Origin of the sequence: Arsukibacterium sp. (genome assembly GCF_018402695.1) — a bacterium.
GTDB lineage: Bacteria > Pseudomonadota > Gammaproteobacteria > Enterobacterales > Alteromonadaceae > Alishewanella.
This window is the reverse complement of record NZ_JAGYIM010000011.1, coordinates 344,069-366,751: the sequence shown is the minus strand read 5'-3', so window position 1 is coordinate 366,751 and position 22,683 is coordinate 344,069. Positions and strand designations below refer to the sequence as shown.

At 50.6% G+C, this 22,683-nt stretch carries 17 protein-coding genes; 1 reads left to right on the top strand and 16 read right to left on the bottom strand.

Annotated features, from left to right (window positions below; all coding sequences use genetic code 11):
* The coding region (locus KG631_RS06475; RefSeq protein WP_213996917.1) for a Na+/H+ antiporter NhaC family protein at window positions 1–1,036 on the top strand (1,036 nt) is incomplete at its 5' end.
* A gap of 17 nt (window positions 1,037–1,053) precedes the next feature.
* Here KG631_RS06475 and KG631_RS06470 read toward each other — a convergent pair.
* The 16 genes from KG631_RS06470 to KG631_RS06395 all read right to left on the bottom strand — a co-directional run bounded on the left by KG631_RS06470 (window position 1,054) and on the right by KG631_RS06395 (window position 22,530).
* Entirely contained in the window at window positions 1,054–2,112 is a 1,059-nt protein-coding gene (locus KG631_RS06470; RefSeq protein ID WP_213995648.1) for a nucleotidyltransferase family protein, read from the bottom strand.
* Window positions 2,106–2,963, bottom strand: a complete 858-nt coding sequence (locus KG631_RS06465; protein ID WP_213995647.1) for an HprK-related kinase A — start codon at window positions 2,961–2,963, stop codon at window positions 2,106–2,108. The genes KG631_RS06470 and KG631_RS06465 overlap by 7 nt, the downstream gene beginning before the upstream one ends.
* A gap of 2 nt (window positions 2,964–2,965) precedes the next feature.
* Window positions 2,966–3,160: a hypothetical protein gene (locus KG631_RS06460; protein ID WP_213996913.1), complete on the bottom strand. Its 195-nt coding sequence runs from the start codon at window positions 3,158–3,160 to the stop codon at window positions 2,966–2,968.
* Window positions 3,150–3,749, bottom strand: a complete 600-nt coding sequence (locus KG631_RS06455) for a hypothetical protein (RefSeq protein WP_213996911.1) — start codon at window positions 3,747–3,749, stop codon at window positions 3,150–3,152. The genes KG631_RS06460 and KG631_RS06455 overlap by 11 nt, the downstream gene beginning before the upstream one ends.
* A gap of 163 nt (window positions 3,750–3,912) precedes the next feature.
* Entirely contained in the window at window positions 3,913–4,713 is an 801-nt protein-coding gene (locus KG631_RS06450) for a M48 family metallopeptidase (protein ID WP_213996908.1), read from the bottom strand.
* A gap of 122 nt (window positions 4,714–4,835) precedes the next feature.
* Window positions 4,836–5,981 (bottom strand): molecular chaperone DnaJ, encoded by a 1,146-nt coding sequence (gene dnaJ, locus KG631_RS06445; RefSeq protein WP_213996906.1) that lies wholly within the window; start codon window positions 5,979–5,981, stop codon window positions 4,836–4,838.
* Window positions 5,982–6,039: 58 nt separating this feature from the next.
* Window positions 6,040–7,953, bottom strand: coding sequence for a molecular chaperone DnaK (gene dnaK, locus KG631_RS06440; protein ID WP_213996901.1), 1,914 nt, complete (start codon window positions 7,951–7,953; stop codon window positions 6,040–6,042).
* Window positions 7,954–8,088: 135 nt separating this feature from the next.
* On the bottom strand, window positions 8,089–9,720 hold the full coding sequence (locus tag KG631_RS06435) for a diguanylate cyclase (protein ID WP_213996896.1): 1,632 nt from the start codon (window positions 9,718–9,720) through the stop codon (window positions 8,089–8,091).
* Window positions 9,721–9,797: 77 nt separating this feature from the next.
* Window positions 9,798–12,563: an FAD-binding and (Fe-S)-binding domain-containing protein gene (locus KG631_RS06430; RefSeq protein WP_301003638.1), complete on the bottom strand. Its 2,766-nt coding sequence runs from the start codon at window positions 12,561–12,563 to the stop codon at window positions 9,798–9,800.
* An 85-nt stretch (window positions 12,564–12,648) separates the two neighbouring features.
* A complete protein-coding gene (locus KG631_RS06425) occupies window positions 12,649–14,262 on the bottom strand; it encodes an NADP-dependent glyceraldehyde-3-phosphate dehydrogenase (protein WP_213996895.1) in 1,614 nt (537 codons plus the stop codon).
* A 268-nt stretch (window positions 14,263–14,530) separates the two neighbouring features.
* Complete coding sequence (locus tag KG631_RS06420; protein ID WP_213996894.1) at window positions 14,531–15,487, bottom strand: sugar kinase; 957 nt, start codon at window positions 15,485–15,487, stop codon at window positions 14,531–14,533.
* A 10-nt stretch (window positions 15,488–15,497) separates the two neighbouring features.
* Window positions 15,498–16,172: a bifunctional 4-hydroxy-2-oxoglutarate aldolase/2-dehydro-3-deoxy-phosphogluconate aldolase gene (gene eda / locus KG631_RS06415; protein WP_213996890.1), complete on the bottom strand. Its 675-nt coding sequence runs from the start codon at window positions 16,170–16,172 to the stop codon at window positions 15,498–15,500.
* Complete coding sequence (locus tag KG631_RS06410; protein WP_213996884.1) at window positions 16,172–17,638, bottom strand: mannitol dehydrogenase family protein; 1,467 nt, start codon at window positions 17,636–17,638, stop codon at window positions 16,172–16,174. Before KG631_RS06410 ends, eda begins: the two co-directional genes overlap by 1 nt.
* Window positions 17,639–17,874: 236 nt before the next feature.
* Window positions 17,875–19,308 (bottom strand): glucuronate isomerase, encoded by a 1,434-nt coding sequence (gene uxaC, locus KG631_RS06405; protein ID WP_213996882.1) that lies wholly within the window; start codon window positions 19,306–19,308, stop codon window positions 17,875–17,877.
* A 67-nt stretch (window positions 19,309–19,375) separates the two neighbouring features.
* Window positions 19,376–20,851, bottom strand: coding sequence for an altronate dehydratase family protein (locus tag KG631_RS06400; protein ID WP_365868309.1), 1,476 nt, complete (start codon window positions 20,849–20,851; stop codon window positions 19,376–19,378).
* Between the two features lie 332 nt (window positions 20,852–21,183).
* Complete coding sequence (locus KG631_RS06395) at window positions 21,184–22,530, bottom strand: glycoside hydrolase family 28 protein (RefSeq protein ID WP_213996879.1); 1,347 nt, start codon at window positions 22,528–22,530, stop codon at window positions 21,184–21,186.
* Between the last annotated feature and the right edge of the window lie 153 nt (window positions 22,531–22,683).

Sequence of the window (22,683 nt, the reverse complement as noted above, 5' to 3'; positions counted from 1 at the left end):
CGGCGTTGATGCCGCCGTTAATGCTGGTTTAAGCATAGTGCCGGCTGCCTGGTTACTGCCGGGCCTGTTTATTATCGCTGCGCTGATCTCAACCGCCATGGGGACCTCGATGGGCACCATAGGCGCATTGGCCCCTATCGCTGTCGGGCTGGCGACCAAGACCAATATGGAGCCGGCACTGGTCGCCGGGGTGCTGCTAAGTGGCGCCATGTTTGGCGACAACTTATCGATCATTTCCGACACCACTATCGCCTCGACCCGCACCCAGGGCGCGAAAATGGCGGATAAGTTTAAAGAAAACATAAAAATTGCCCTGCCAGCCGCCTTACTAACCCTGATAATTTACAGCTTTATTACCAGTGATACGGCAGACGTTGCTGCCGCCGACTTCAGCTGGACCGCGGTATTACCCTATGCCGCCATTTTAGTGCTGGCAGTAATGGGCTTAAACGTGTTCCTGGTGCTGTTACTGGGTATTGTCCTGGCAGCCCTGCAAGGCAGCCTATTTGCAGATTATCAAATCGTTGGCTTAGGCAAAGACATCGCTGCTGGCTTTGCCAGCGTCCAGGAAATATTCCTGTTAGCGATGCTGGTAAGCGGCTTAAGTGAGTTTATAAAACAGCAAGGGGGCTTAAGTTGGATCTCTGGCAAAATTCAGCGCATAACCAGCAAATTAAAACTGGCAGGCAATAAAGCCCAGCAGTTGGCTATCGCTGCACTGGCCTTTAGCAGCAACCTGTGTATCGCCAATAACACCGTTGCTATTGTTCTAACCGGTGATGTGGCTAAAAATTTAGCGCAGCAACATCAGATCACGCCAAGGCGAAGTGCCAGTTTGCTGGATATTTACGCTTGTATCAGTCAGGGACTGGTGCCGTATGGGGCGCAGGCGCTGCTGCTGGGGGCCAGCTTCGGCATCTCGCCCTGGCAAGTGGTAACTTATAGCTTCTATTGCCTGATTTTATTGGTTGTGGCCAGCGGCATTATATTACTGCGCGCTCCAGACTCCGTCCCGACAGCAAGCAACCCGGCCTGAGTGATCCAACAGCACAACTAATCGGTTCGTTGCCGATACTGCCGCCATGTCAGGCTGGTTTTCACCCAAACATGGCGGATTAAAACCCGCCAGTGCATTTTATGCCGATAACCACGCAAGTACCAGATTGCACCGGCCAGATGTGCTTTTATACCGGGTTGCAGTTGCATCAGTACCAGGGTTCGGGCTACATCTCGTCGCTGCGGACTTTGTCCAAGCTGTCTGGCAATTTCATCTGGCAGAGAACGCTTAAAAAGCTTTTCAATTAACAATAAAGTATTAACAACCGGTTCCAACGCGCCAAACTGCTCAGCGTCCCGTAATAATTGTGGCAACAGCGCTTTACTTACCAGCTGGCTGTAAAGCAGATCTAAATCAATTAGATCCTTCACCAGCTTGTGCTGCTCCTCCTGCCAGAAGAAATGGATGGCGGCATGGATATATAAATAGCTGAGGCTGGGCACCCGAAAACACGAGCCTTCAATCGGGCTGGCACTGGCAAAAACCTGTTGCATAGCCAGGTTTTTACGGCCCGCCAACGGAAACAAAGCAAAATGTAAATCCAGCGCGGTGCCACGTTTTACATGGTACAACGGCGGGTTTTCATGCGACAGTTCCAGATAAAAGTGTTTATCATAGGCCGACATCGCAGGTTCATAAAAACCGGCAAAAAACAGTTTGCTTTTACAGTCCTTTAACTGCGACCGGTCAACCAGCAAATCGATATCAGAATAAAGCCGGCCTTCACTAACTGTCAGACCCAGAGCCTGATAGGCTGCGCCTTTTAATAGCAGACAAGGGTATTTAGCCTGCACCAGACAGGGTTCCAGCTGCATTAACTCATAAAATAAACTGGCTTGCTGCTTCTGATAATAACGCCAGCCCCAGTTGCAGTGTTTTTGTACTGTCGGCGGCAGTTCTTGCCATACTTGATGGCGTTCAAACAGCGCTTTTAGCTGTGCGGTCAGGCCTAAACTGCGGGCATCCTGTAACAAAGTGGTCCAGCTGGCGGCACTGGCGCTAAGCAGAAACGCTTGCGGATCGCGAAAGCAGGCAATCAGAGCAGGTGCTAGCATAGTAGCTGCTCCAGCAATGCCAGCATCTGACTGGTATCGCTATACTCTAACCGGTAGCTGGCAGTATTTTCTACCAGTTGACTTAGCAAACTAAAACCCTCAGCACCAAAAACAGCATAATTAAAACTATTTTGAGCAAGATACAACACGGTATCTGCCTTTGGCATGTCATATACCGCTACCGGCTCTGCCGATGCCTGATAGGCGGGAAAGACTATCCAGGCGGGCGTTGCAGTTGAGTTGGCCTGCTGCCAACTGAGATCTGACGGGCGCAAATACGCTACTGTGCCTTTTTCAGTATCTGGTGTTCGATGAAATATTCTGACATCATTTTGATAACTCTGAATCACGTCAATCGAGGCATTCTTTAAACTAACTGGACGGACATAGGGTTGTAACTGACCATTAGCAGGATCGATCAGACACATCTCATCTGATAGCAAGCGCCAGCCCTGTAGCATTAACAGGGCACACAATGTACTTTTACCACTACCAGGAGGTGCTGGCATAATCAGCGCTTTCCCCGCTTTTTCCAGCACCGCCGCATGAATAGCCAGATATTGCTGCTGATATGCCGACACACACCAGTTCAGGCCCCACTCAAACGTCGGAATCAGCTGCTTAGCATCAGCCATCCGGAAATGTTCAGTACCTGTTCGAAAATGATAGGGCCGGCTTTTACCACTGAAGCGTCGATTATAATCGATATGAAAATCATAGATATGTTGCTCATCAGCTTCCGGACGCAGCACGTTTTCCGGATAAAGCCTGGCTAAATCACTGAATAACGTCGGACTGTCAGAGGCTATACGAACGGAAAAAGGCGGGGTATGCAATGAAAAAAGCGGCAAACTTACTCCTGCTCGGGGTGTTTTCCCGGCAAAACCTTGTAGGTAGCATAGCTTATGCTATTAAAGTAAGCTGCGCCATTGTCAGCTGAAAAAGTATAACTCACGAGATGGCGCTGCTCATTAATTGCTTGCCTGGCCGCTGATAGCCATGAGGTGTAATTAGTAGTTACAGCGACCTCTTCACTATTAATCTTCATACTCAGCATCAATATACATCGTTAATACATTTTTCAACTGGCCTGTTTCACCAGTGAACACAGCATTATTATAAGCTTGAACAAAAGCTTCAGGCTCAGGATATATAGCTGCCGCACGATAAAACATTGAATGTAAAAACACTGCAGTGATATTGCGAATTAAATCGTAAGGCCCCTTCAACACTAACGCTTCAGCAAGGGTACCATCAAAGCCACCACTAGTGAAAATACTACTGAACAAGGTATTTTCGTTAACAGGACTACCATCATAAGAGCCTGTGAACATATCACCATTGTGATAAGCATCTGAAAGAGAGTGGAAATACCCTATTCTCTCGCTACCCTCTCCCTTTAACTTAAAATAATCTTTTGCACCACCATGAGAATGAAACTGACCTGTGCAAGCCTGAAACTGCTCTGCTTGTACCGACTGCATTTTTGACATGCTGGCACTTAAATTACAGTTTTGGGTACTATAACCCCAGGCACCTTTGCTTTTCAGGGCCATTAACACCGGCAACGATCCCATACCCGCCCGAACTAAAAACTTACGGCGGCCACTCGCTGCGTTGATATCCTTATTGTCCATAGACTGTCTCACCCTTGTCCTGATGTTTTAGCTAAAGCTAGTCTTTAACCAAAACATGCAAATTTTAATCCAATGCTGTAATGACTTGAAATTAATCAGATTCCTTAACTGACAGCTTCAGATAAACTTAATATTGTAAATTTAGCTGACGCCATCAACCCAATTATTTGCGGCAAGCCGGTAACCGGCCTGACTTTTTCCGTTCGTTAAAAGTTGCCATCGCTTCAGGCATTCTGGCGCGCAATTCTGCTATCCGGTTCTCCGGTATCGGGTGGCTGGATAGAAACTGTGGTGTATTATTGCTGCTGGCTGCTGCCATATTCTGCCATAAATTCACCGCCTGGCGCGGTTCAAAACCGGCCTTTGCCATTAAGTCCAGGCCAACAATATCTGCTTCTGATTCATGGGTGCGACTAAAAGGTAAGGTTATACCTAATTGAGCACCTACACCTAACATTGCCATAATTTCCTGCTGATACTTCACACCATAAGCTTTAGTGCCAGCATCGCCCAGTGCCAACGCCGACTGCAAAAACTGATTAGTTGATAAGCGCTCGTTACTATGACCTGCCATTACATGGGCAATTTCATGGCCAACAACAGCGGCAAGTTGCTCCTGGTTCTCTGCTACCTTTAACAGACCGGTGTAAACGCCGATTTTGCCACCCGGCAAAGCAAAAGCATTGACCTGTTCACTGTCAAATACCACCACTTCCCACGGGTTAGTCAGGTACTCCTGTGGAGTTACCCGCAACAAGGCACTGGCAATACACTGCACATAGTCATTGATTCTGGCATCTTTACTGATCGGCGTTTCTGCTTTCATTGTTTCGAAAGTCTGAGCACCCATAGTGCTAAGCTGTTTGTCATCAAAAAGCATGATTTGATTACGACCGGTCGGTGATTGTGCACAGGCAACCACTACTAAAGCAGCAACCGCTGCCAGTGAAAAATTCTTCAGCATAACAAAATCCTTATTGATGCAAAGCCACGTTTGCTGCCGCAGCTGCAGCCATACAGTATAGCAACCCTATAAGTGTATCGGGTACTGCAAAAAAAACCACCCGAAGGTGGTTTTAAACTTACTTAACCAGTTAAATCATCGAAGAATTTTTTAACGCCATCAAAAAACCCTTTCGATTTAGGTCGATGCTTCGCTTCGCTCTCACCGGCCATACTTTCATCAAGTTGACGAAGCAATTCTTTCTGCTTGTCGCTAAGGTTCACCGGGGTTTCAATTACCACCTTGCAAACCAAATCACCAACGCCACCACCTCGCACCGATTGCACGCCTTTACCGCGTAACCGGAACATTTTTTCGGTTTGGGTTTCTGCCGGAATTTTCAGTTTAATCCGGCCATCCAGCGTGGGTACCGCAATTTCACCACCCAGGGCTGCGGTGGCAAAACTTAACGGTACATCACAGTACAGGTTGTTGCCATCCCGCTGAAAAATCGGGTGGGGTTTAACGTTTACCTGCACATATAAATCACCAGCCGGTGCGCCATGCATGCCTGCCTCGCCCTCACCGGTTAAGCGAATGCGATCACCGGTATCGACCCCGGCCGGAATTTTAACTGATAAAGTTTTGGTTTTCTCAACCCGCCCTTCACCATGACATTTAGTACAAGGTTCCGGAATAATTTTGCCGCGACCATTACAGGTTGGACAGGTTTGCTGTACGGCAAAAAAGCCCTGACGCATCGTGACCTGGCCAGCACCATGACAGGTTGGGCAACTTTTCGCCGAAGTACCTTTCTTAGCGCCTGAACCGTCGCAGCTGTCACAGTTAACGTATGTTGGCACTTTAATATCGACCGACTTACCTTTCACTGCTTCTTCTAAATTCAGCTCCAGGTTATAGCGTAAGTCTGAGCCGCGCTGTGCCCGTGACTGGCCGCGACGACCGCCGCCACCAAAGATGTCACCAAACACATCGCCAAAAATATCACCAAAGTCGCCGGCACCAGCGCCACCGCCGCCAAAACCACCGCCACCGCGAGTAGGGTCTACCCCGGCATGGCCAAAACGATCATAGGCAGCGCGTTTTTGCTCGTCTGATAAAACCTCATAGGCTTCCTGGACTTCTTTAAACTTCTCCTCCATGCCTTTATCGCCCTGAGTACGATCAGGGTGAAATTTCATAGCGAGGCGTTTATAAGCCTTTTTGATGTCTTTATCATCGGCGCCTTTAGCGACACCCAATACTTCATAGTAGTCACGCTTTGACATAAATTCAGTGCTTACTTCTTAGTCAAAGGGCTGCAGCAAGCTGCAGCCCGGGCCCGTATTATTTGTTGTCGTCTTTTACTTCTTCAAACTCAGCATCAACAACATCGTCATTGCCAGCAGCCTGCTGCTGGCCGGCATCGGCACCACCCTGCTGGGCTTTAGCCTGGGCCGCTTCCATCAGCTTTTGCGAAGCCTGAATTAAGGCTTGTGACTTGGCATCAATTTCCGCTTTGTCGCTGCCTTTCAGGGCGGTTTCCAGCTCGTTAATTGCCGTTTCAATGGCCGCTTTGTCGTCGCTGGCTAAGTTGTCGCCCACTTCTTCCAGTTGTTTGCGCGTGGCATGAACCATCGCATCAGCCTGGTTACGGGTTTGTACCAGCTCTTCGAACTTTTTGTCTTCTTCAGCATGGGCTTCAGCATCGCGCACCATGGCCGCGATTTCATCTTCCGATAAACCTGAAGACGATTTAATAGTGATCTTCTGCTCTTTGCCGGTGTCTTTATCTTTCGCAGACACATGCAAGATACCATCCGCATCTAAATCGAACGTTACTTCAATTTGCGGCTCGCCACGACGACCCGGGCGAATACCTTCTAAATTGAACTGGCCCAATGATTTATTATCAGTCGCGCGCTTGCGCTCACCCTGTAACACGTGAATGGTTACCGCAGCCTGATTGTCATCGGCGGTTGAAAACACCTGCGACTTTTTAGTCGGAATAGTGGTGTTTTTCTCAATCAGCGCCGTCATCACGCTACCCATGGTTTCGATACCCAGCGACAGTGGCGTTACATCCAGTAACAATACGTCTTTCACATCGCCAGACAGTACCGCACCCTGAATGGCAGCACCGACTGCTACGGCTTCATCCGGGTTTACGTCTTTACGTGGTTCTTTGCCAAAGAAAGCAGTAACGGCTTCCTGTACTTTTGGCATCCGGGTCTGACCACCCACCAGAATAATTTCGTTAATTTCGCTAACGCTTAAATCAGCATCGGCTAAGGCTTTTTTCAGCGGCTCTAACGTACGCTGCACTAAGTCTTCCACCAGTGACTCCAGCTTGGCGCGGGTCACTTTGATGTTTAAGTGTTTCGGTCCTGAAGCATCTGCAGTGATGTACGGCAGGTTCACTTCAGTTTGCGAGGCTGAGGACAGCTCAATCTTGGCTTTTTCAGCGGCTTCTTTTACCCGCTGCATCGCTAAAGAATCGTTGCGCAAGTCCATGCCCTGCTCTTTCTTGAATTCTTCTACCAGGTAATTAATAACCCGGTTATCGAAGTCTTCACCACCTAAGTGGGTATCACCGTTGGTGGATAACACTTCAAAGGTTTGCTCGCCATCAACATCATCAATTTCAATAATAGAGATATCGAAAGTACCGCCACCTAAGTCATACACTGCAATCTTGGTGTCGCCTTTCTTTTTATCCATACCATAAGCCAGTGCCGCAGCGGTTGGCTCGTTGATAATCCGTTTGACGTCTAAGCCCGCAATCCGGCCGGCGTCTTTAGTGGCCTGACGCTGCGCATCATTGAAGTATGCTGGTACGGTAATAACTGCAGCCGTTACTGCTTCGCCTAAGAAATCCTCGGCAGTTTTCTTCATTTTTTTCAGCACTTCAGCTGAAATTTGCGGCGCAGCCAGTTTTTTATCTTTTACTTCAACCCAGGCATCGCCATTATCCGCTTTGACAATTTTAAACGGCATAATTTTGATGTCGCGCTGTACTTCTTCGTCTTCAAAGCGACGGCCAATTAAACGCTTAATCGCATACAGGGTATTTTTAGGGTTAGTTACCGCCTGACGTTTTGCCGGCTGACCTACTAATACCTCACCATCTTCAGCATAAGCAATAATTGAAGGCGTAGTACGCGTGCCTTCTGCATTTTCTAAAACCCGAGGTTTGTCGCCATCTAACACAGCAACACATGAGTTGGTTGTGCCCAAATCAATACCAATTATTCTACCCATAACTGCTCTCCACTTATATTCTGAACAATTAAAAATTGCGTTGACTGATTAGTGGGGATTAGCCCTGATCGATTCAAGGTTATTCGTTAAAAAATTTTAGAAATTACAGTAAGTGGGCCGGGCCAGCTCAGATCTTTAACATATCTGATTACGACCCGCGCGTTTGGCCCGGTACAGAGCATCATCTGCTGCACTGAGAAGTTGGGCGGCACTGCTGATACCTGTAGCGGGCACTGAGGCGACGCCGGCAGAAAAAGTACAGCAAAAAGGCAGGTTATTTACATTGAACTGAACAGTAGCAAAAGCTGCTAATAATTCCTCAGCCAGCAACCTCGCCTGATCTGGCGGGCACTCTGGCAACACCAGCATAAACTCTTCACCACCATAACGCCCCGCCTTATCTGTTTTACGGATCCGTTTGCGCAACAAAGTGGCCAGTGAAGTAATTACTAAATCACCCACCGCGTGACCGTAATTATCATTGACCTTTTTAAAGTGATCGATATCCAGCATCACTATACTCAGGGGCTTAGCGCTCCGTGCGCTGCGCTCATATTCAAGTTCAGCTGCCTCTTTGATAGCACTGTGTTTAATAAGCGAGGTTAAGCTGTCTTTCTCAATTAAATTTTTAATTTGCAAACTGCGGGTCAACCGCACTTTAATCGCCTGAGCCAGCTGAACATCGTCAATGGGCTTGGTAATAAAATCATCAGCCCCCTGCGCCATCGCCTTAATTTGTAATGTTTTATTAGTTTCAGATGACAGAAAAACGATGGGCAGCCTTTTCAGAGACTTGTATTGTCTAATCAAGCCAGCCACTTCAGCACCGGAGAACTCCGGCAGATACATATCCATTAAAATCAGATCGGGCTGAAAGCGGGTTAGCTCGTCAATAATATTGCGGATCCGGCTACCAATCTGGGTGGTAATCCCCATACTGTTTAAAACCAGCGCATAGTGCTCGGCCAGCAGCTTATCCTCCTCGACAATAAAAACCCGGCCGGTATTACCGACACTGTCTTCCAGCATTTCGCCAATTGACGTCACCATATCAGGAATATTCAGTGGCGAGATAAAAAAAGCAGCCGCACGATATTCAGCCGCTTTGATCCGCAACTCAAAGCTATCGAGAGTTGAATAGACCAACAGGCGGGCATGTCTTTTCACCAGGGTTTCTAACAACAGCTTTTGCTGAAATAACGAGCCACCACGTTCCAGTTCTGCATCGGCAAACAGCACGGCTGGCGCAGTTTGCTGCAATTGCCTTAAGCAACTGTCAAAATCCGGGAATAATTCAACCTTATGACCAAAAGCTTCTAACTGGCTGGTTAGTTCGGTAATTAACTGCTGGTTATCCAGCAACAACCAGATGCTGGTGTTTTCTGCTACCGTTGCAAGTTGCTGGTTTAGATTAGGCTGTCCTGCACCTAATGCAGCATTTACTGCAACGTCGAACTCGAGCAACAGATGTTTTAACTGTGACAACGAGTAAAGCTGCTCCGCAGCCTTCTTCCCTTTAATAGCTACAGCTAACTGCTCAATCTGCCGGGCAAGGCTGCCCAGTGTTGCAAAACCAAAAGTCCCACAGGCTCCGGCCAGCTTATGCGCTTCATTTATTACTGAAGGTAGTAGCTCTGCAGCCTTAGTGTCAGCGACATCCAATATAACCTGCAATTTGGCCGCTCGCTCAGGTAAGGTTTGTTCAAATCTCAGGCGCAACGCAGCAAAAGCCGCTGACAAATCAAGCTTACCTTTACTGCTGTCCATTAAGTATTGCCTTTAAGTATTTCATTGCCTGCCAATATTCCGCAGTCGTTAACCGATGTCAAACTGCACAACCTGCTTTAATTGCCCTGAGTTGCACATTTATCCAGTAAATAGACTAAATGCTGATATTCAATTCCACTGTGGCGCGATAAACCAATTTCGCAGGTACGGCTACTCGATACCCCCCGTGAGCACATACTTACTTGCGCCGCTAAGTTTGATAGCGCTGAGGCATTTAGCTCTGGCAACACAAAGCCTTTATCGCCGGCAAAGCCACAACAACTGATCCCTTCGGGTATCACCACCTGCTTAGTGCAGGCGGCCGTTAATTGCTGCAGTTTTGCGCTCTGGTCCAACTGGCTGGCGCTACAGCTAATATGCAACGCCACCGGCTCTGGCTGCGGGGTTATTTTCAGTTTTGGTAATACGTGCTGATACAGAAAATCGATGCTATCAATTATCGTCAGACGTGGATCCAGCTTGCCCAGCAAGGTTAAACTACAGGGGCTGCTGTCGGAATAAATGGGGATCTGGCCATTATTACTGTTCACCAGCAACCATTGGTTAAGCTCGCGTTGTTTCTGTTCCGCCGCGGCAAACTGGCCCTTGGATTGAAACGGCATGCCACAACACTGGCTGGCAATGTCTGTTGGCACAATTAGCTGATAACCGGCTTTGGCCAGTAAGTCGGTACTTACCTGCATTAAGCTGCGGCTGTCCTGACTATTGGCCTGCGGCGCCATGACCCGGCTGCTGCAACTGGCCAGATAGATAACAGGTTTTAGGCTAGGATGTTCTGTCGGCAATCTGGCGCGATTAGCGGTGGGCATGGCGCTATACCAGCCGGGTAATACCTTAGCAAGGCTCTGCCCCGCCAGCAGGCCGACACGCACCATGGCGCTAAAAGCAGCAAAATGGCGTGCCATAAAAGCCGCCACACCCTGCCAGCGCCGGTTGTTATCAGCACGAAGCGCCCGGGTTAAATCGCCGGTATTAATGCCCACCGGACAAGCGGTACTGCACATACCACAGGCCGCACAAGTATCATTGCCTGCATACTGATAGCTTTTGGTTAACGCCTTAAGCCGTTTCGGATCGTCACCACTGCGCGCTAACCGCGACATTTCACGCTGGGTAACAATGCGCTGGCGTGGGGTCAGAGTTAAATTGCGCGACGGGCATACCGGCTCGCAAAAGCCGCATTCAATGCATTTATCAACCAACGGATTCGTTGCCGGCAGCGGTTTTAAGTTTTGCAAATGCAGCTGCGGGTTTTGGCTAAGCACCACATCAGGGTTTAGAATATGCTGCGGGTCCAGCAGCTTCTTCAGGCGCCACATCAACTGATAAGCATCCTTTCCCCATTCCAGCTCAACAAAGGGTGCCATATTGCGACCGGTACCATGCTCGGCTTTCAGCGAACCACCGAATTCCGCCGCCACCAGTTGCGTCACCTCCTGCATAAAGTTGTCGTAACGCTTAACCTCTGCCGGGTCGTCAAAACCCTGGGTAAACACAAAGTGCAGGTTGCCCTCTAAGGCATGCCCAAAAATAATGGCTTCGTCATAACCATATTTAACAAATAATTGCTGCAGCCTGGCAACCCCGGCGGCCAATTGCGGTAGTGGAAAGGTCACATCTTCAATAATCACCGTGGTGCCGGTTTCACGCACGGCACCCACCGCCGGAAAGGTGCCCTTGCGAATGGCCCAAAGCTGGTTATAAACGGTCGGATCAGTACTGAAATCGACCTGCTGCTCAAGCTCAAAGCCCTGCACGACAGCTCGTAACTCTAACAGCTGCCGCTGCAAAGCCTGGGCGGTGGCAGCGGTGCTTTCAATCAGCAACGCACAGGCATTGACTGAAACCTGCTTTACCCATGCTGGCATACCGGCTTTATGCTCCACTGAGCGTAAACTGCGCCGGTCCAGTAGCTCCACCGCCGACACTGCCAGTGATTTTAATACCGTTACCGCCTGGCAGCAGCTGGCAACATCAGGAAAAACCAGTAAACCACTGGCCCGATGCGGATACTCAGGCACGGTGTTATAGGTAATGGCACTGATAAAGCCCAGACAGCCCTCTGAGCCCACCATTAAATGGGTCAAAATATCGATAGGATCGGTAAATTCCGTTAAGGCATTCAGCGAAAAACCAGTGGTGTTTTTTAAGCGGTATTTATGGCGAATTTTGGCGCACAGCGCTTCGTCGGCGCGGGTTTGCTCTGCAAGTGTCGACAACTCAGTCAGCAACTCTGCGTGGCTCTGTTTAAACGCCTCGACACTGGTGCTATCTTCGGTATCCAGCACGGTGCCATCAAATAACACCAGGCGCATCGCCGCCAGGGTGTTAAAGCTATTATGGGCAGTGCCGCAGCACATCCCACTGGCATTATTGGCAACAATACCGCCTATTTTACAACTGTTGATTGACGCCGGATCCGGGCCGATTTTACGCTGAAACTTGCTCAGCACACTGTTGGCCGCGGCGCCAATGACCCCGGGCTGCAAGCGGATTTGCTCACCTAAGCCCCGCACCTCGCGTTGCTGCCAGTTTTCACCCAGCACCAGCAGCACGGAGTCGGTTACCGCCTGGCCGGATAAACTGGTACCTGCCGCCCGAAAGGTTATGGCTACTTTATGCTGATTCGCCAGTTTTAACAGTGCCACTACTTCCGCTTCAGATTCTACCCTGAGCACCAGTTTGGGTAACAGACGATAAAAGCTGGCATCTGTACCATACGCTAGCGTAGCGATAGGATCGTCAAAGTAGCGCTCAGCAGGAATAAACTGTTTAACGGCTTGTTGGAATGTAACAGGTAGTGCCACAGCAAAACGTCTCAAAACTACACCTAGCCTATTTGATAACAGGTTTTAGCTGTTTTGGCTATGCCTTCACTGACAAGGCATAGCCCGCTTCACTTAAAAATCAGAATAAAAAGTCCGTCGCTAAAAAGTTCGAGCTGCGGGCTTTGACCATTTGTTTGACAAAATCGACATCACCATCCTGATACTTAGCTGCTACCAGGGTTGGCGTGGAGAACTGGCGCAGCGCATCGACCACCGACAAGGTGCCTTCAGCTGAGTCTTTGCGACCGTTAAACGGAAAGCTGTCAGGCCCACGCTGGCACTGGCTGTTGATATTAATGCGGCCAACCTGATTAGCAAAAATATCCAACAGCTCGCCTACTTGTTGTGGGTCCTGACCAAAAATGCTCAGCTGCTGGCCAAAGTTGGAGTTCACCACATAATCGATTACTTCGCTGATATCATCAAAGGGCACTACCGGCACCAGCGGCCCGAATTGCTCTTCAGAGTATAAGCGCATATCGCTACTGACCGGATACAGCACGGCTGGCTGAAAGAACGACGCCAAACTGCTGCCACCGCCCGGGTTTTGCAGTTTGGCGCCTTTACTCAACGCATCCTCTAACAATTCGGTTAAAAAGCCGGTTTTACCGGGTTCAGGCAGCGGTGTAATGGTCACCCCGGCTTGCCAAGGCATACCGGCGGTTAGCGCAGTGACTGCCGCGGTTAATTTGCTGACAAACTCATCGGCAATGGTCCGCTTCACAAACAGAATTTTTAGCGCCGTGCAGCGCTGGCCATTAAACGACAAGCTGCCGGCGACACATTCTTTAATGGTGCGGTTCAGATCGGCATCGGCCAGCACAATGGCTGGGTTTTTCGCATCCAGCCCCAGAACTGCCCTAAGCCGATGTGGTTTGGGATGCATCCGTTTTAAATCGCTGGCGCCTTTGTTGGTACCGATAAAGGCAAATACATCGATTTTGCCACTGGCCATAAGCGCGCCAACGGTTTCGCGGCCACGGCCATAAATAATATTAATTACCCCGGCCGGAAAGCTTTGTAAAAAAGCCTGCAACAATGGCTGAATAAGCAGTACGCCATATTTGGCGGGTTTAAAGATCACGGTGTTGCCCATGATCAGCGCCGGAATAAGGGTGGTGAAGGTTTCGTTTAACGGGTAGTTAAATGGCCCCATACACAGCGCCACGCCAACCGGCACCCGGCGAATTTTGCCAAGTGAACCTTGTTCAATAATGAAGTGGCTGGCATCACGGTCCTGCTGTTTTAAGGCGGCAATGGTGTCGAGAATATAATCACAGGTGCGGTCAAATTCTTTGGCGGCATCAGCATAAGGTTTGCCAATTTCCCACATCAGCAGGCGTACCACTTCGTCGCGCTGCAACTGCATTAAACCCAGAAATTTTTCAACATGCTGGATCCGCTCCAGCACGGGCATGCTGGGCCAGGCGCCACGGCCTAAGTTGTAGGCTTTAACCGCCGAATCCAACGCAGCTAAGGCGGCCTGTTCGTCCAGTAGTGGCGTGTGGCCCAGTAGTACCTGGGTCAGGCTGTCGCCATCGCGAATATGCACCGGGCTAAGCACCGGGCTTAGCTCACCTGCCCAGCTTAACAGTTCGCCATTAATAAGGTATTCGCGCTGGGTGATCAGGGCGTTGTGGGCAAACTCTGCCGGAATGTCGGCCGCTTGCGGAAACAGTGTTGCTAAACTCATGCTTTGCTCCTTCTAACAATAAAATTGCCTTGGTTGTTAGTCAGGGTCAGATGTGTCGCTTGTCCGGCTTTTCGCCGGATCTTGTTTGTTTGTTATCTTTTCCCGGTTGCAACACCCGATGTGCTCGCCACAGCAACTCGCTCGCTTTCGCTCACTCAGACACTCTGTGGCTGTGCGCTTCGGGGTTCCAACCTGCTTTTGACGTTGTCATCCTGGCGTTACCACCAAAGGGAGAATCGGTTCGTAACAAAGCCACCGTAACTTACAGTTATTTCACAAAGCTTGATGGCCGGTGCTTGGCCCAGAAGCCATTAAAGTGTTCTTTGCTGACAATGGCGCCAGTATGCTCAACCACAAAACCGGCCAGGCGGGCGGCAAACTTCACCGCCTGCTGGGGCGCTATGCCGCCTAACCGTGCCGCTAAATAGCCACCGTTAAAGGAATCGCCCGCAGCGGTAGTATCCACCACTTTTTTCACCGGGTAGGCCATGGCGCTAAAACACTCTTGTTCAAAGCGGCCGTTAATGCCGTTTTTGCCGTCTTTAACAATGATTTCCGCCACACCCAGCTCGGTTAAATGCTCAACCACCTGATCGGTACGCTCGGCATCAAACAGCACTTTATGATCATCCAGCCCCGGCAATGCCATGTCGGCCAACCGGTACGCCTGTAAAATAGCCGCTTTGGCAGTATCGGCGTTGGGCCATAGCGCAGGCCGGTAGTTAGGGTCAAATACAATCTGGCTGCCATCCTGCTTTAGCTGCTCTATCAGCGTAAATAAGGTAGTGCGGTCGGCATCCGATAAAATCGCCAGGGTAATGCCTGAAAAATAAAACATATCGCAGCCCTTCAGCGCGTCGTAATTACTTTGCGCCATAAAGCATTGCACCACCTGCTTCGCCGCTGAGCTGTCGCGCCAGTAGACAAAACTGCGCTCGCCAAAGGCGTCGGTATTAATCATATACAGGCCAGGGCGGGCGGTTTTACTGCGCAGCATCAGTTTGGTATCAATCTTCTCGCGCTCTACCGCCCTTACCAGTTTGTCGCTGATCCGGTCAGTGCCGACTGCCGTGAAAAACTGCACATCTAACGGTACTTCGCAGGTCCGCTTTAAATAGACCGCGGTATTAAACACATCGCCGGCAAAATTCTGGTGATAGACGTTGTCGACCAGCTGAAACAGCTCGACCATACACTCGCCCATAATCACGATACGTTTACTCATTCGATGCTCCTCAGGCGGCTGCTTTAAGTTTATTGGCAATAGCGGTGGCCTGTGCCGCCAGCTGGCTTATTTGCTGCCACTGCCCGGCTTTAACCATAGCAGCTGGGGTTAACCAGGAACCACCTGCCACAAACACATTCGGCAGCGCCAGAAAATCCGCCAGATTATGCTGGCCAATACCGCCTGTGGGACAAAACCGTACTTGCTGAAAAATACTGCTCAGCGCCTTTAGCATGTCGATGCCGCCAGACAAATGTGCCGGGAAAAACTTCACTTCGGTCAGGCCATACTCGAACGCCATGGCAATTTCTGAGGGGGTAGCGACGCCTGGCGCAAATGGCAGGCCGCAGTCGATCATCGCTTCCAGCAGTTTTGGCGTACTGGCCGGACTAACCAGAAACTGGGCACCGGCGTTTTTGGCAGCGGTGGCGTCGCTTGCGGATAAAATAGTACCGGCACCTACCAGTAATTCAGGTAATGCCTTGCGGATAGCGGTAATGCCTGCCAGCGCCTCGCGGGTGCGCAGCACCACTTCCACCGAGCCAATACCACCAGCACTCAGGGCTTTGGCAATTTTTACCGCTTCTGCCGGGGTATCAGCCTGAATAATTGGCAGTAAGGCCGGGCCTTTGACAACACCTGACAGCAAAGCAGGCAACGATAAAGATGGGGGTAAAGCTGACATTAACGTGCTCCTGCAGCGGCCGCCGGCAGCGCCTGGCGGGTAACAATTTGTTGATAGGCGGCAACGACTGCCTGTTGAAATTCGGAGTTTAGGCTAAGTTCGGGCGGGAACACGGCATCGACGGCCAGAAATAACGGCACGTCAATCTGCGCTTTACCGCTGCATTGGGCGGCAACGGCCAGTAACGGCTCGGCCAAAGGGTCGACCAGCTTCTCGTTATCGTGATAACGCTTAACAATAAAGCGGCACCAGGCAGCAATGGCATAGGCCAGTTTGGCGATGGGCTGGCCTTGGGCCAGGTTGTCGCTAATGGCAGGCAATACCCGCATTGGCAGCTTTTGCGAGCCATCCCAGGCAATTTGTGCCAGCAGATGGCGAATGGCCGGGTTACGAAAACGGGCCAGAATATCCTGGCTGTATTGCTTAACATCCAGCTCAGCAGGTGCTTTAAACGACGGTAGCAGCTCATCGTTAATCATTTGCTCGATAAAACTGACCAGTTGCTTGTCCTGCATAGCGTCATACACGGTTTCATAACCGAGCAGGCTACCAACATAGGCCAGGGTGGAGTGCGGCGCATTTAACAGCCGCAGTTTGGCTTTTTCAAAGGCGCTGACATCCTGGGCATAAATAACCCCGGCTTGCTGCCATGCCGGGCGGTCGGCCGGCAGAATATCTTCAATTACCCACTGCACAAAGGCTTCGCGCTTGATCGGCCAGTTGTCCTGCAAACCCAGCAGCTCGGCTACCTGAGTTTTAAGTACATCATCGGTAGCCGGGGTAATACTGTCGACCATAGTACAGGGGCAAATAAGTTGCTGGGCCAGCCAGTTGGCGACCGTAGCGTCTTTCTGCTCAGCATAAGCAATAATGGCCGCGCGCAGTTTGTGGCCATTATCAGTCAGGTTGTCACAGCTAATCACGCAAAAGGGCGCGATATTGGCCTGATAACGTGCGGCCAGCGCACTGAATAACATGCCGACAGCAGTAATGGGCTGCGAAGTGCCGGCTAGATCCTGCTGAATTTGCGGGTGCTTTAAATCCAGCTTACCGGCATTGTTCAGGCAGTAGCCTTTTTCGGTAATGGTTAACGTCACGTACTTGGTGCTGCCGGCCGTTAAGCGGGCCTGTACTTGCTGATATTGTTCGCTGGCAACTAGTATTTCTGCAACGGAACCAATCACCTGATAGCTTTGCTCAGCATCGAGCACGGCCAGGGTATAAAGGCCATCTTGCGGGCTTAACGCCTGGCTGACATCCGGGGATCGCATTGACACGGCACTAATGGCCCAGTCGCCGCCAAATTGCAGGGCCTGTTCGGTATACCAGGCCTGATGGCCACGGAAAAAGGCGCCGGGGCCAATATGGACTATGCCAATTTGTGGCTGTTGCTCTGCCAGCCTATAGCCGGGTATTGGCAGCTTGCCGTTTAGACTCGCAAGAGTCTGATTACTGAGATTTGTCATAAAATGTCTGTATCCAATTTATGCGGTTCTGGCTCCACTCAGCAACAGCACACAAAGACGCCGTAAACCCATCCCTGTAGACTTACAAACTGCTTCCTGCAGTTTGCCCTTCGGGTGGCTACGCCATTCAAATTCGTTCCCGACGAATTTGTCTCTGCCGCATCCATGCGGCAGACGCTTTGTTTAGCTGTTACTGAGCTGCGCTTGCGATATTGGTGTAACTTTCACAAAGCCAGTTAGTTTAACTGGTACGCTTTTTTCACTAAGCCGTAAGTCAGCTCGTAAGCCAGTTCGTGTGCTTCGGCTTCGGTTAGCCGGTGCTCTGCGACTAAACCGGCCAGAAAGCGACAGTCAATCCGCCGCGCCACATCGTGCCGCGCTGGTATCGATAAAAAGGCCCGGGTATCGTCGTTGAAGCCAACGGTATTGTAAAAACCTGCGGTTTCCGTTACCTGATGGCGAAAGCGCAACATGCCCTCCGGGCTGTCGTGGAACCACCAGGCCGGGCCCAGTTTTAATGCCGGATAATGGCCGGCCAGTGGCGCTAACTCGCGGGCATAAGTAGTTTCGTCCAGGGTAAACAGAATAATATTCAGGCCCGCTTCGTTGCCGTATTTTTGCAGCAAGGGTTTTAAATTGCTGACAAACTCGGTCGGGCTGGGGATATCAGCGCCTTTATCCGGGCCGAAGCGCTCAAAAATCACCTTATTGTGGTTGCGATGCGCGCCCGGGTGAATTTGCATAGTCATGCCATCCTGCAGGCTCATACCGGCCATTTCGGTCAGCATCTGGCCGCGGAATAGCTCGGCATCGGCGGCGCTGGCATTCCCGGCCAGGCAGCGGGCGAATAAAGCAGCCGCTTCGCTTTCGCTTAAATCAGCAGTATTGGCAGTCGGGTGGCCATGATCGGTGGCGGTAGCGCCATGTTCACGGAAAAAGGCCCGGCGCTTACGCAAGGCAGCCAGGTATCCCTGCCAACTTTGCGTGTCTTCGCCGGTAAGCTCGCCCAGTTTCGCGACATTGCCAGCAAAATCAGCACGATCGGCATCAATAACATCGTCTGGCCGGAAGGTGGTAATCACTTTGTGCTCATACCCCGTGCCTTTTAGTTTGGCATGATGTTTTAAGTCATTTAACGCGCCTTCGGTGGTGGCAATCAGTTCAATATTAAAGCGATCGAGCAAGGCCCGCGGTTTAAACTCAGGTTTAGCCAGCTGGGCGTTAATGCTGTCATAATAATGATCGGCTGTTTGCTCGCACAGGCAATCTGCTAACCCGAATACGTCAGCAAACACGCTGTCGAGCCAGATACGGGATGGGGTGCCACGAAACAGGTAATAATGTTTGGCAAAGATATGGAAGATTTTCCGGTAATCCGTTTCCACTGCGCTACCATCTTTACGGCGGATACCCAGCTCTTCCAGCTTAATGCCCTGGCTGTATAACATGCGAAACACATAGTGATCGGGCAGTAGCAACAACGCGGTAGCATTGTCGAAGTTTGTGTTATCAGCAAACCAGCGTGGATCGGTATGGCCATGCGGGCTGACAATCGGTAAGTGCTTAATGTGCTGATACAAGCGCCTGGCGATATCGCGCTGCACAGGATCAGACGGGAATAGCCTGTCGGGATGCAGTTCTAATGGCTGTACCGGTTTTTTCTCTGTCATATTAAAAATCCTGTTTCACTGTTATCTGTCTGTTTCTCAAGCCGCCAGGGCTATATTTAACTGGTTGTTATAAGGTCACGCCGTTTTTCCAGATGGCGATTTCGCGATTATCGGTTTGTTCATTACGGGTGGTTTTGCCCGACGCTACATCCAGCAGGTAACTGAAAAACTGCTGGCTGAATTCAGTAGCATCCTGGCCTTTTTTCAGTAACCCGCCGGCGTCGTAATCTATCCATTGCGGCTTACGTCCGGCCAGCGCCGAGTTGGAGGAAATTTTTACCGTTGGCGCCGGAAAGCCCAATGGCGTGCCCCGGCCAGTGGTAAACAACAGCAAGGTTGCGCCCGCTGCCGTTAACGCCGTGGATGACACCGCATCGTTACCCGGCCCTTCCAGCAGAGTTAAACCACTTTGGCTGGCCATTTCGCCATAGCGTATAACCTGACGCACGATAGCTGAGCCACCTTTCTGAATGGCACCGAGTGACTTTTCTTCCAAGGTGGTTAAACCACCGTCTTTATTGCCCGGGCTGGGGTTTTCGTATACCGGTTGCTTGTTATCGATAAAATACTGTTTAAAGTCGTTAACCAGCTTAACAATGTCGGCAAACACCTGCTCATTAGCCGCGCGGGCCATAAATACCTGCTCAGCGCCAAACATTTCCGGAGTTTCGGTAAGCACCACCTTGCCATTGCCAGCGGCCACCAGATCGGCAATCCGCCCCACTAACGGATTAGCGGTTAAACCACTTAAACCATCAGAGCCACCGCATTTCATGCCTACCACTAAATCAGACACCGGACAGGCAGTACGTTTATCGTTGCGCATTTGCGCCACCAGCTCTGCGACCGCCTCCAGGCCCTGCTCTATTTCATCTTCTACCTGCTGGGCATTAAAAGAGCGAATGCGGCTGTGATCAACGCCCGGACTGGCTGCCAGTAGTTTACTTAATTGATTGTTTTCACAGCCCAGCCCCATTACCAGCACACCGCCGGCGTTAGGGTGCTGAATTAAGCCTGCCAGCAGGGTGCGGGTATTATCTAAATCGTCGCCCAGCTGCGAGCAGCCAAACGGATGGGTAAAGGCGTGTATGCCATCTATGTCATCGCCATATAGCTTGCGTGCCTGCTCGGCCACCCGCATCGCGGCGCGGTTAACGCAGCCAACGGTGTTGATGATCCACAGCTCATTGCGGGTACCTACTTTGCCATTGGCGCGGCGGTAGCCCATAAATTCTGTTGGTAAACCATCAGGAAACGCCAGCGGCGGCGCCTGACAACCGTCGTAACGATAATCGACCTGGCCACTGAGTTTAGTGGCCAGATTGTGCGAGTGAATATGCTCACCGGCTTTGATATCGGTGGTCGCAGCACCAATGGCAAAGCCGTATTTAATTACCGGTTCACCTTTGGCAATTGCCGTCAGGGCCACTTTATGGCCGGCCGTTACGTCTTGTTTGGCCGTGATATGCTGATAAGGCGCAGCCAGCGTGGCGCCGCTTGCCAGCGATTGCAACGCCACTAACACATTGTCGCGCGGGTGCACCTGCAACAGCCTGCAACTGCTCGCCGATATCGGCCGGGGTATCCAGCGTGGTACTGCAACCTGGTTTTTGCTCTGTGCTCATAATTCAGCCTATCTCTGTTTTGTCTAGCGGTGGCAAACTGTGATTAAAAAACGCTCGAGTTGCTCGAGCCGACTGCACCAGCGTGAAACTCAGGTCTTGCCCTAAACCGAACGCCGTTGATCAGCCACTGGACTGCCGGAAATCGGAGCCTACAGGGATGTATTCACGGCGTGTTGCTGTGGGCAAACCGGTTGCCGCCCCACCAAATACATCGAAATCAATAAAAATCATAACTTTAGTTCCTGGCCATTTAACGTGACATCGACCTGATCGATCTGCGCCACATTTTCCAGCACGCCAATACTGGTTGTCTGGTTAAACTGCACATTGTGCAAGCTGACCCCGCTGATTGGTGCCCGCTCAAAACCGCGTAACAAAAAAGCGCGCTCTGCCTTTTGCACCCGTAAATTACTGATATGCAAATTCTTTCACCTGCGGCAAGATACTGACCGGCATCGCCTTCTTCATAGAAGAAGTTAATCACGATGGCATCTGTTACTTCGCCAATTTCAATATCGCGGATATAGATATTTTCAATTAAGCCACCACGCACCGAATTGGTTTTAATCCGGATGCCGCGGTCTAAATCAGGGCTGCTCATCCGGCAGCGCCTGGCGAAAATATTACGGGCGCCACCGGAGATTTCACTGCCCAGTACCACGCCACCATGACCAGCGCGCATCATGCAATCCTGAATAACCACATTTTGCACCGGCGTCGCCAGGCGGCGACCATCGTTATTGCGGCCGGATTTCAGGGCAATACAATCATCGCCGGTATCGAACAGGCAGTTTTCAATCAGCACCCTGTTACAGGACTCCGGGTTGCAGCCATCAGAATTCGGGCCATGACTAACGCAATTCACGCCGCGTACAATCACATCCTCAGACAATACCGGATTAATTAACCAAAACGGTGAGTTACGGATAGTCACGTTCTCAATCAACACCCGCTTGCAGCGATACGGTTGAATAAAGGGCGGCCGTAAATAATTTTCTGCAAATAACCGTTCGCTCACCGGCGCGCCTGCCTCGGCCATCTCAAACAGCGGGGTGCGGGTATTGGCCTGATCGATAGTCGGATCAAGCTGCCAGGGAGTATGTTTCCATTTGCCTTTCCAGGGCCACCACTGGCTGTTGGAGCCGTTACCCTCCAGGATCCCCTGCCCTGTTATGCCAATATTTTCCTGCTCAAAGGCATAGATAAGTGGCGAGTAGCCCATCAGCTCCACCCCTTCCCAGCGGGTCAGCACGTAAGGCATATAATGACTGGCATCGGTATAAAACGACAACACGGCATTTTGCTGCAGATGTAAGTTCACATTAGACATTAAATGGACAGCACCGGTTTCAAAACGACCTGCTGGCACTACTACCCGGCCGCCGCCGGCACTATTACAGGCCGTAATTGCTGCCTTGATGGCGCTGGTATTGTCAAAACCGTTGTCAGCTTTCGCCCCATAGCTGGTAATTAGAAAGTCACGTGTCGGAAACGCAGTTGGGGCGATGCTGGCAATAATAGCATCGGCTTGTTGCCACTGTTTTTCATCGTCATTGTTAACATTATCATTTTGTCCATCAGCAGCTGATAAAGCCATGCCTGAACACCCCTGCAGAGATAATAATGATAAGCCGGCGCTTGCCAGACCAAGGGTTTTCAAGTGTAGGCGCTTACGCGGATTTATCATCTGTTTCTCCTGTTTTGGCCATGCCGGTAACCATTAAAATGGCTTACCGATAATGCTGCTACA

Coding starts and splice junctions, on each gene's coding strand:
- KG631_RS06470 (WP_213995648.1), bottom strand. CDS start 2,112: ATGCTAGCACCTGCTCTGATTGCCTGCTTTCGCGATCCGCAAGCGTTT.
- KG631_RS06460 (WP_213996913.1), bottom strand. CDS start 3,160: ATGAAGATTAATAGTGAAGAGGTCGCTGTAACTACTAATTACACCTCA.
- KG631_RS06455 (WP_213996911.1), bottom strand. CDS start 3,749: ATGGACAATAAGGATATCAACGCAGCGAGTGGCCGCCGTAAGTTTTTA.
- KG631_RS06450 (WP_213996908.1), bottom strand. CDS start 4,713: ATGCTGAAGAATTTTTCACTGGCAGCGGTTGCTGCTTTAGTAGTGGTT.
- dnaJ (WP_213996906.1), bottom strand. CDS start 5,981: ATGTCAAAGCGTGACTACTATGAAGTATTGGGTGTCGCTAAAGGCGCC.
- dnaK (WP_213996901.1), bottom strand. CDS start 7,953: ATGGGTAGAATAATTGGTATTGATTTGGGCACAACCAACTCATGTGTT.
- KG631_RS06435 (WP_213996896.1), bottom strand. CDS start 9,720: ATGGACAGCAGTAAAGGTAAGCTTGATTTGTCAGCGGCTTTTGCTGCG.
- KG631_RS06425 (WP_213996895.1), bottom strand. CDS start 14,262: ATGAGTTTAGCAACACTGTTTCCGCAAGCGGCCGACATTCCGGCAGAG.
- KG631_RS06420 (WP_213996894.1), bottom strand. CDS start 15,487: ATGAGTAAACGTATCGTGATTATGGGCGAGTGTATGGTCGAGCTGTTT.
- eda (WP_213996890.1), bottom strand. CDS start 16,172: ATGTCAGCTTTACCCCCATCTTTATCGTTGCCTGCTTTGCTGTCAGGT.
- KG631_RS06410 (WP_213996884.1), bottom strand. CDS start 17,638: ATGACAAATCTCAGTAATCAGACTCTTGCGAGTCTAAACGGCAAGCTG.
- uxaC (WP_213996882.1), bottom strand. CDS start 19,308: ATGACAGAGAAAAAACCGGTACAGCCATTAGAACTGCATCCCGACAGG.
- KG631_RS06395 (WP_213996879.1), bottom strand. CDS start 22,530: ATGGCTTTATCAGCTGCTGATGGACAAAATGATAATGTTAACAATGAC.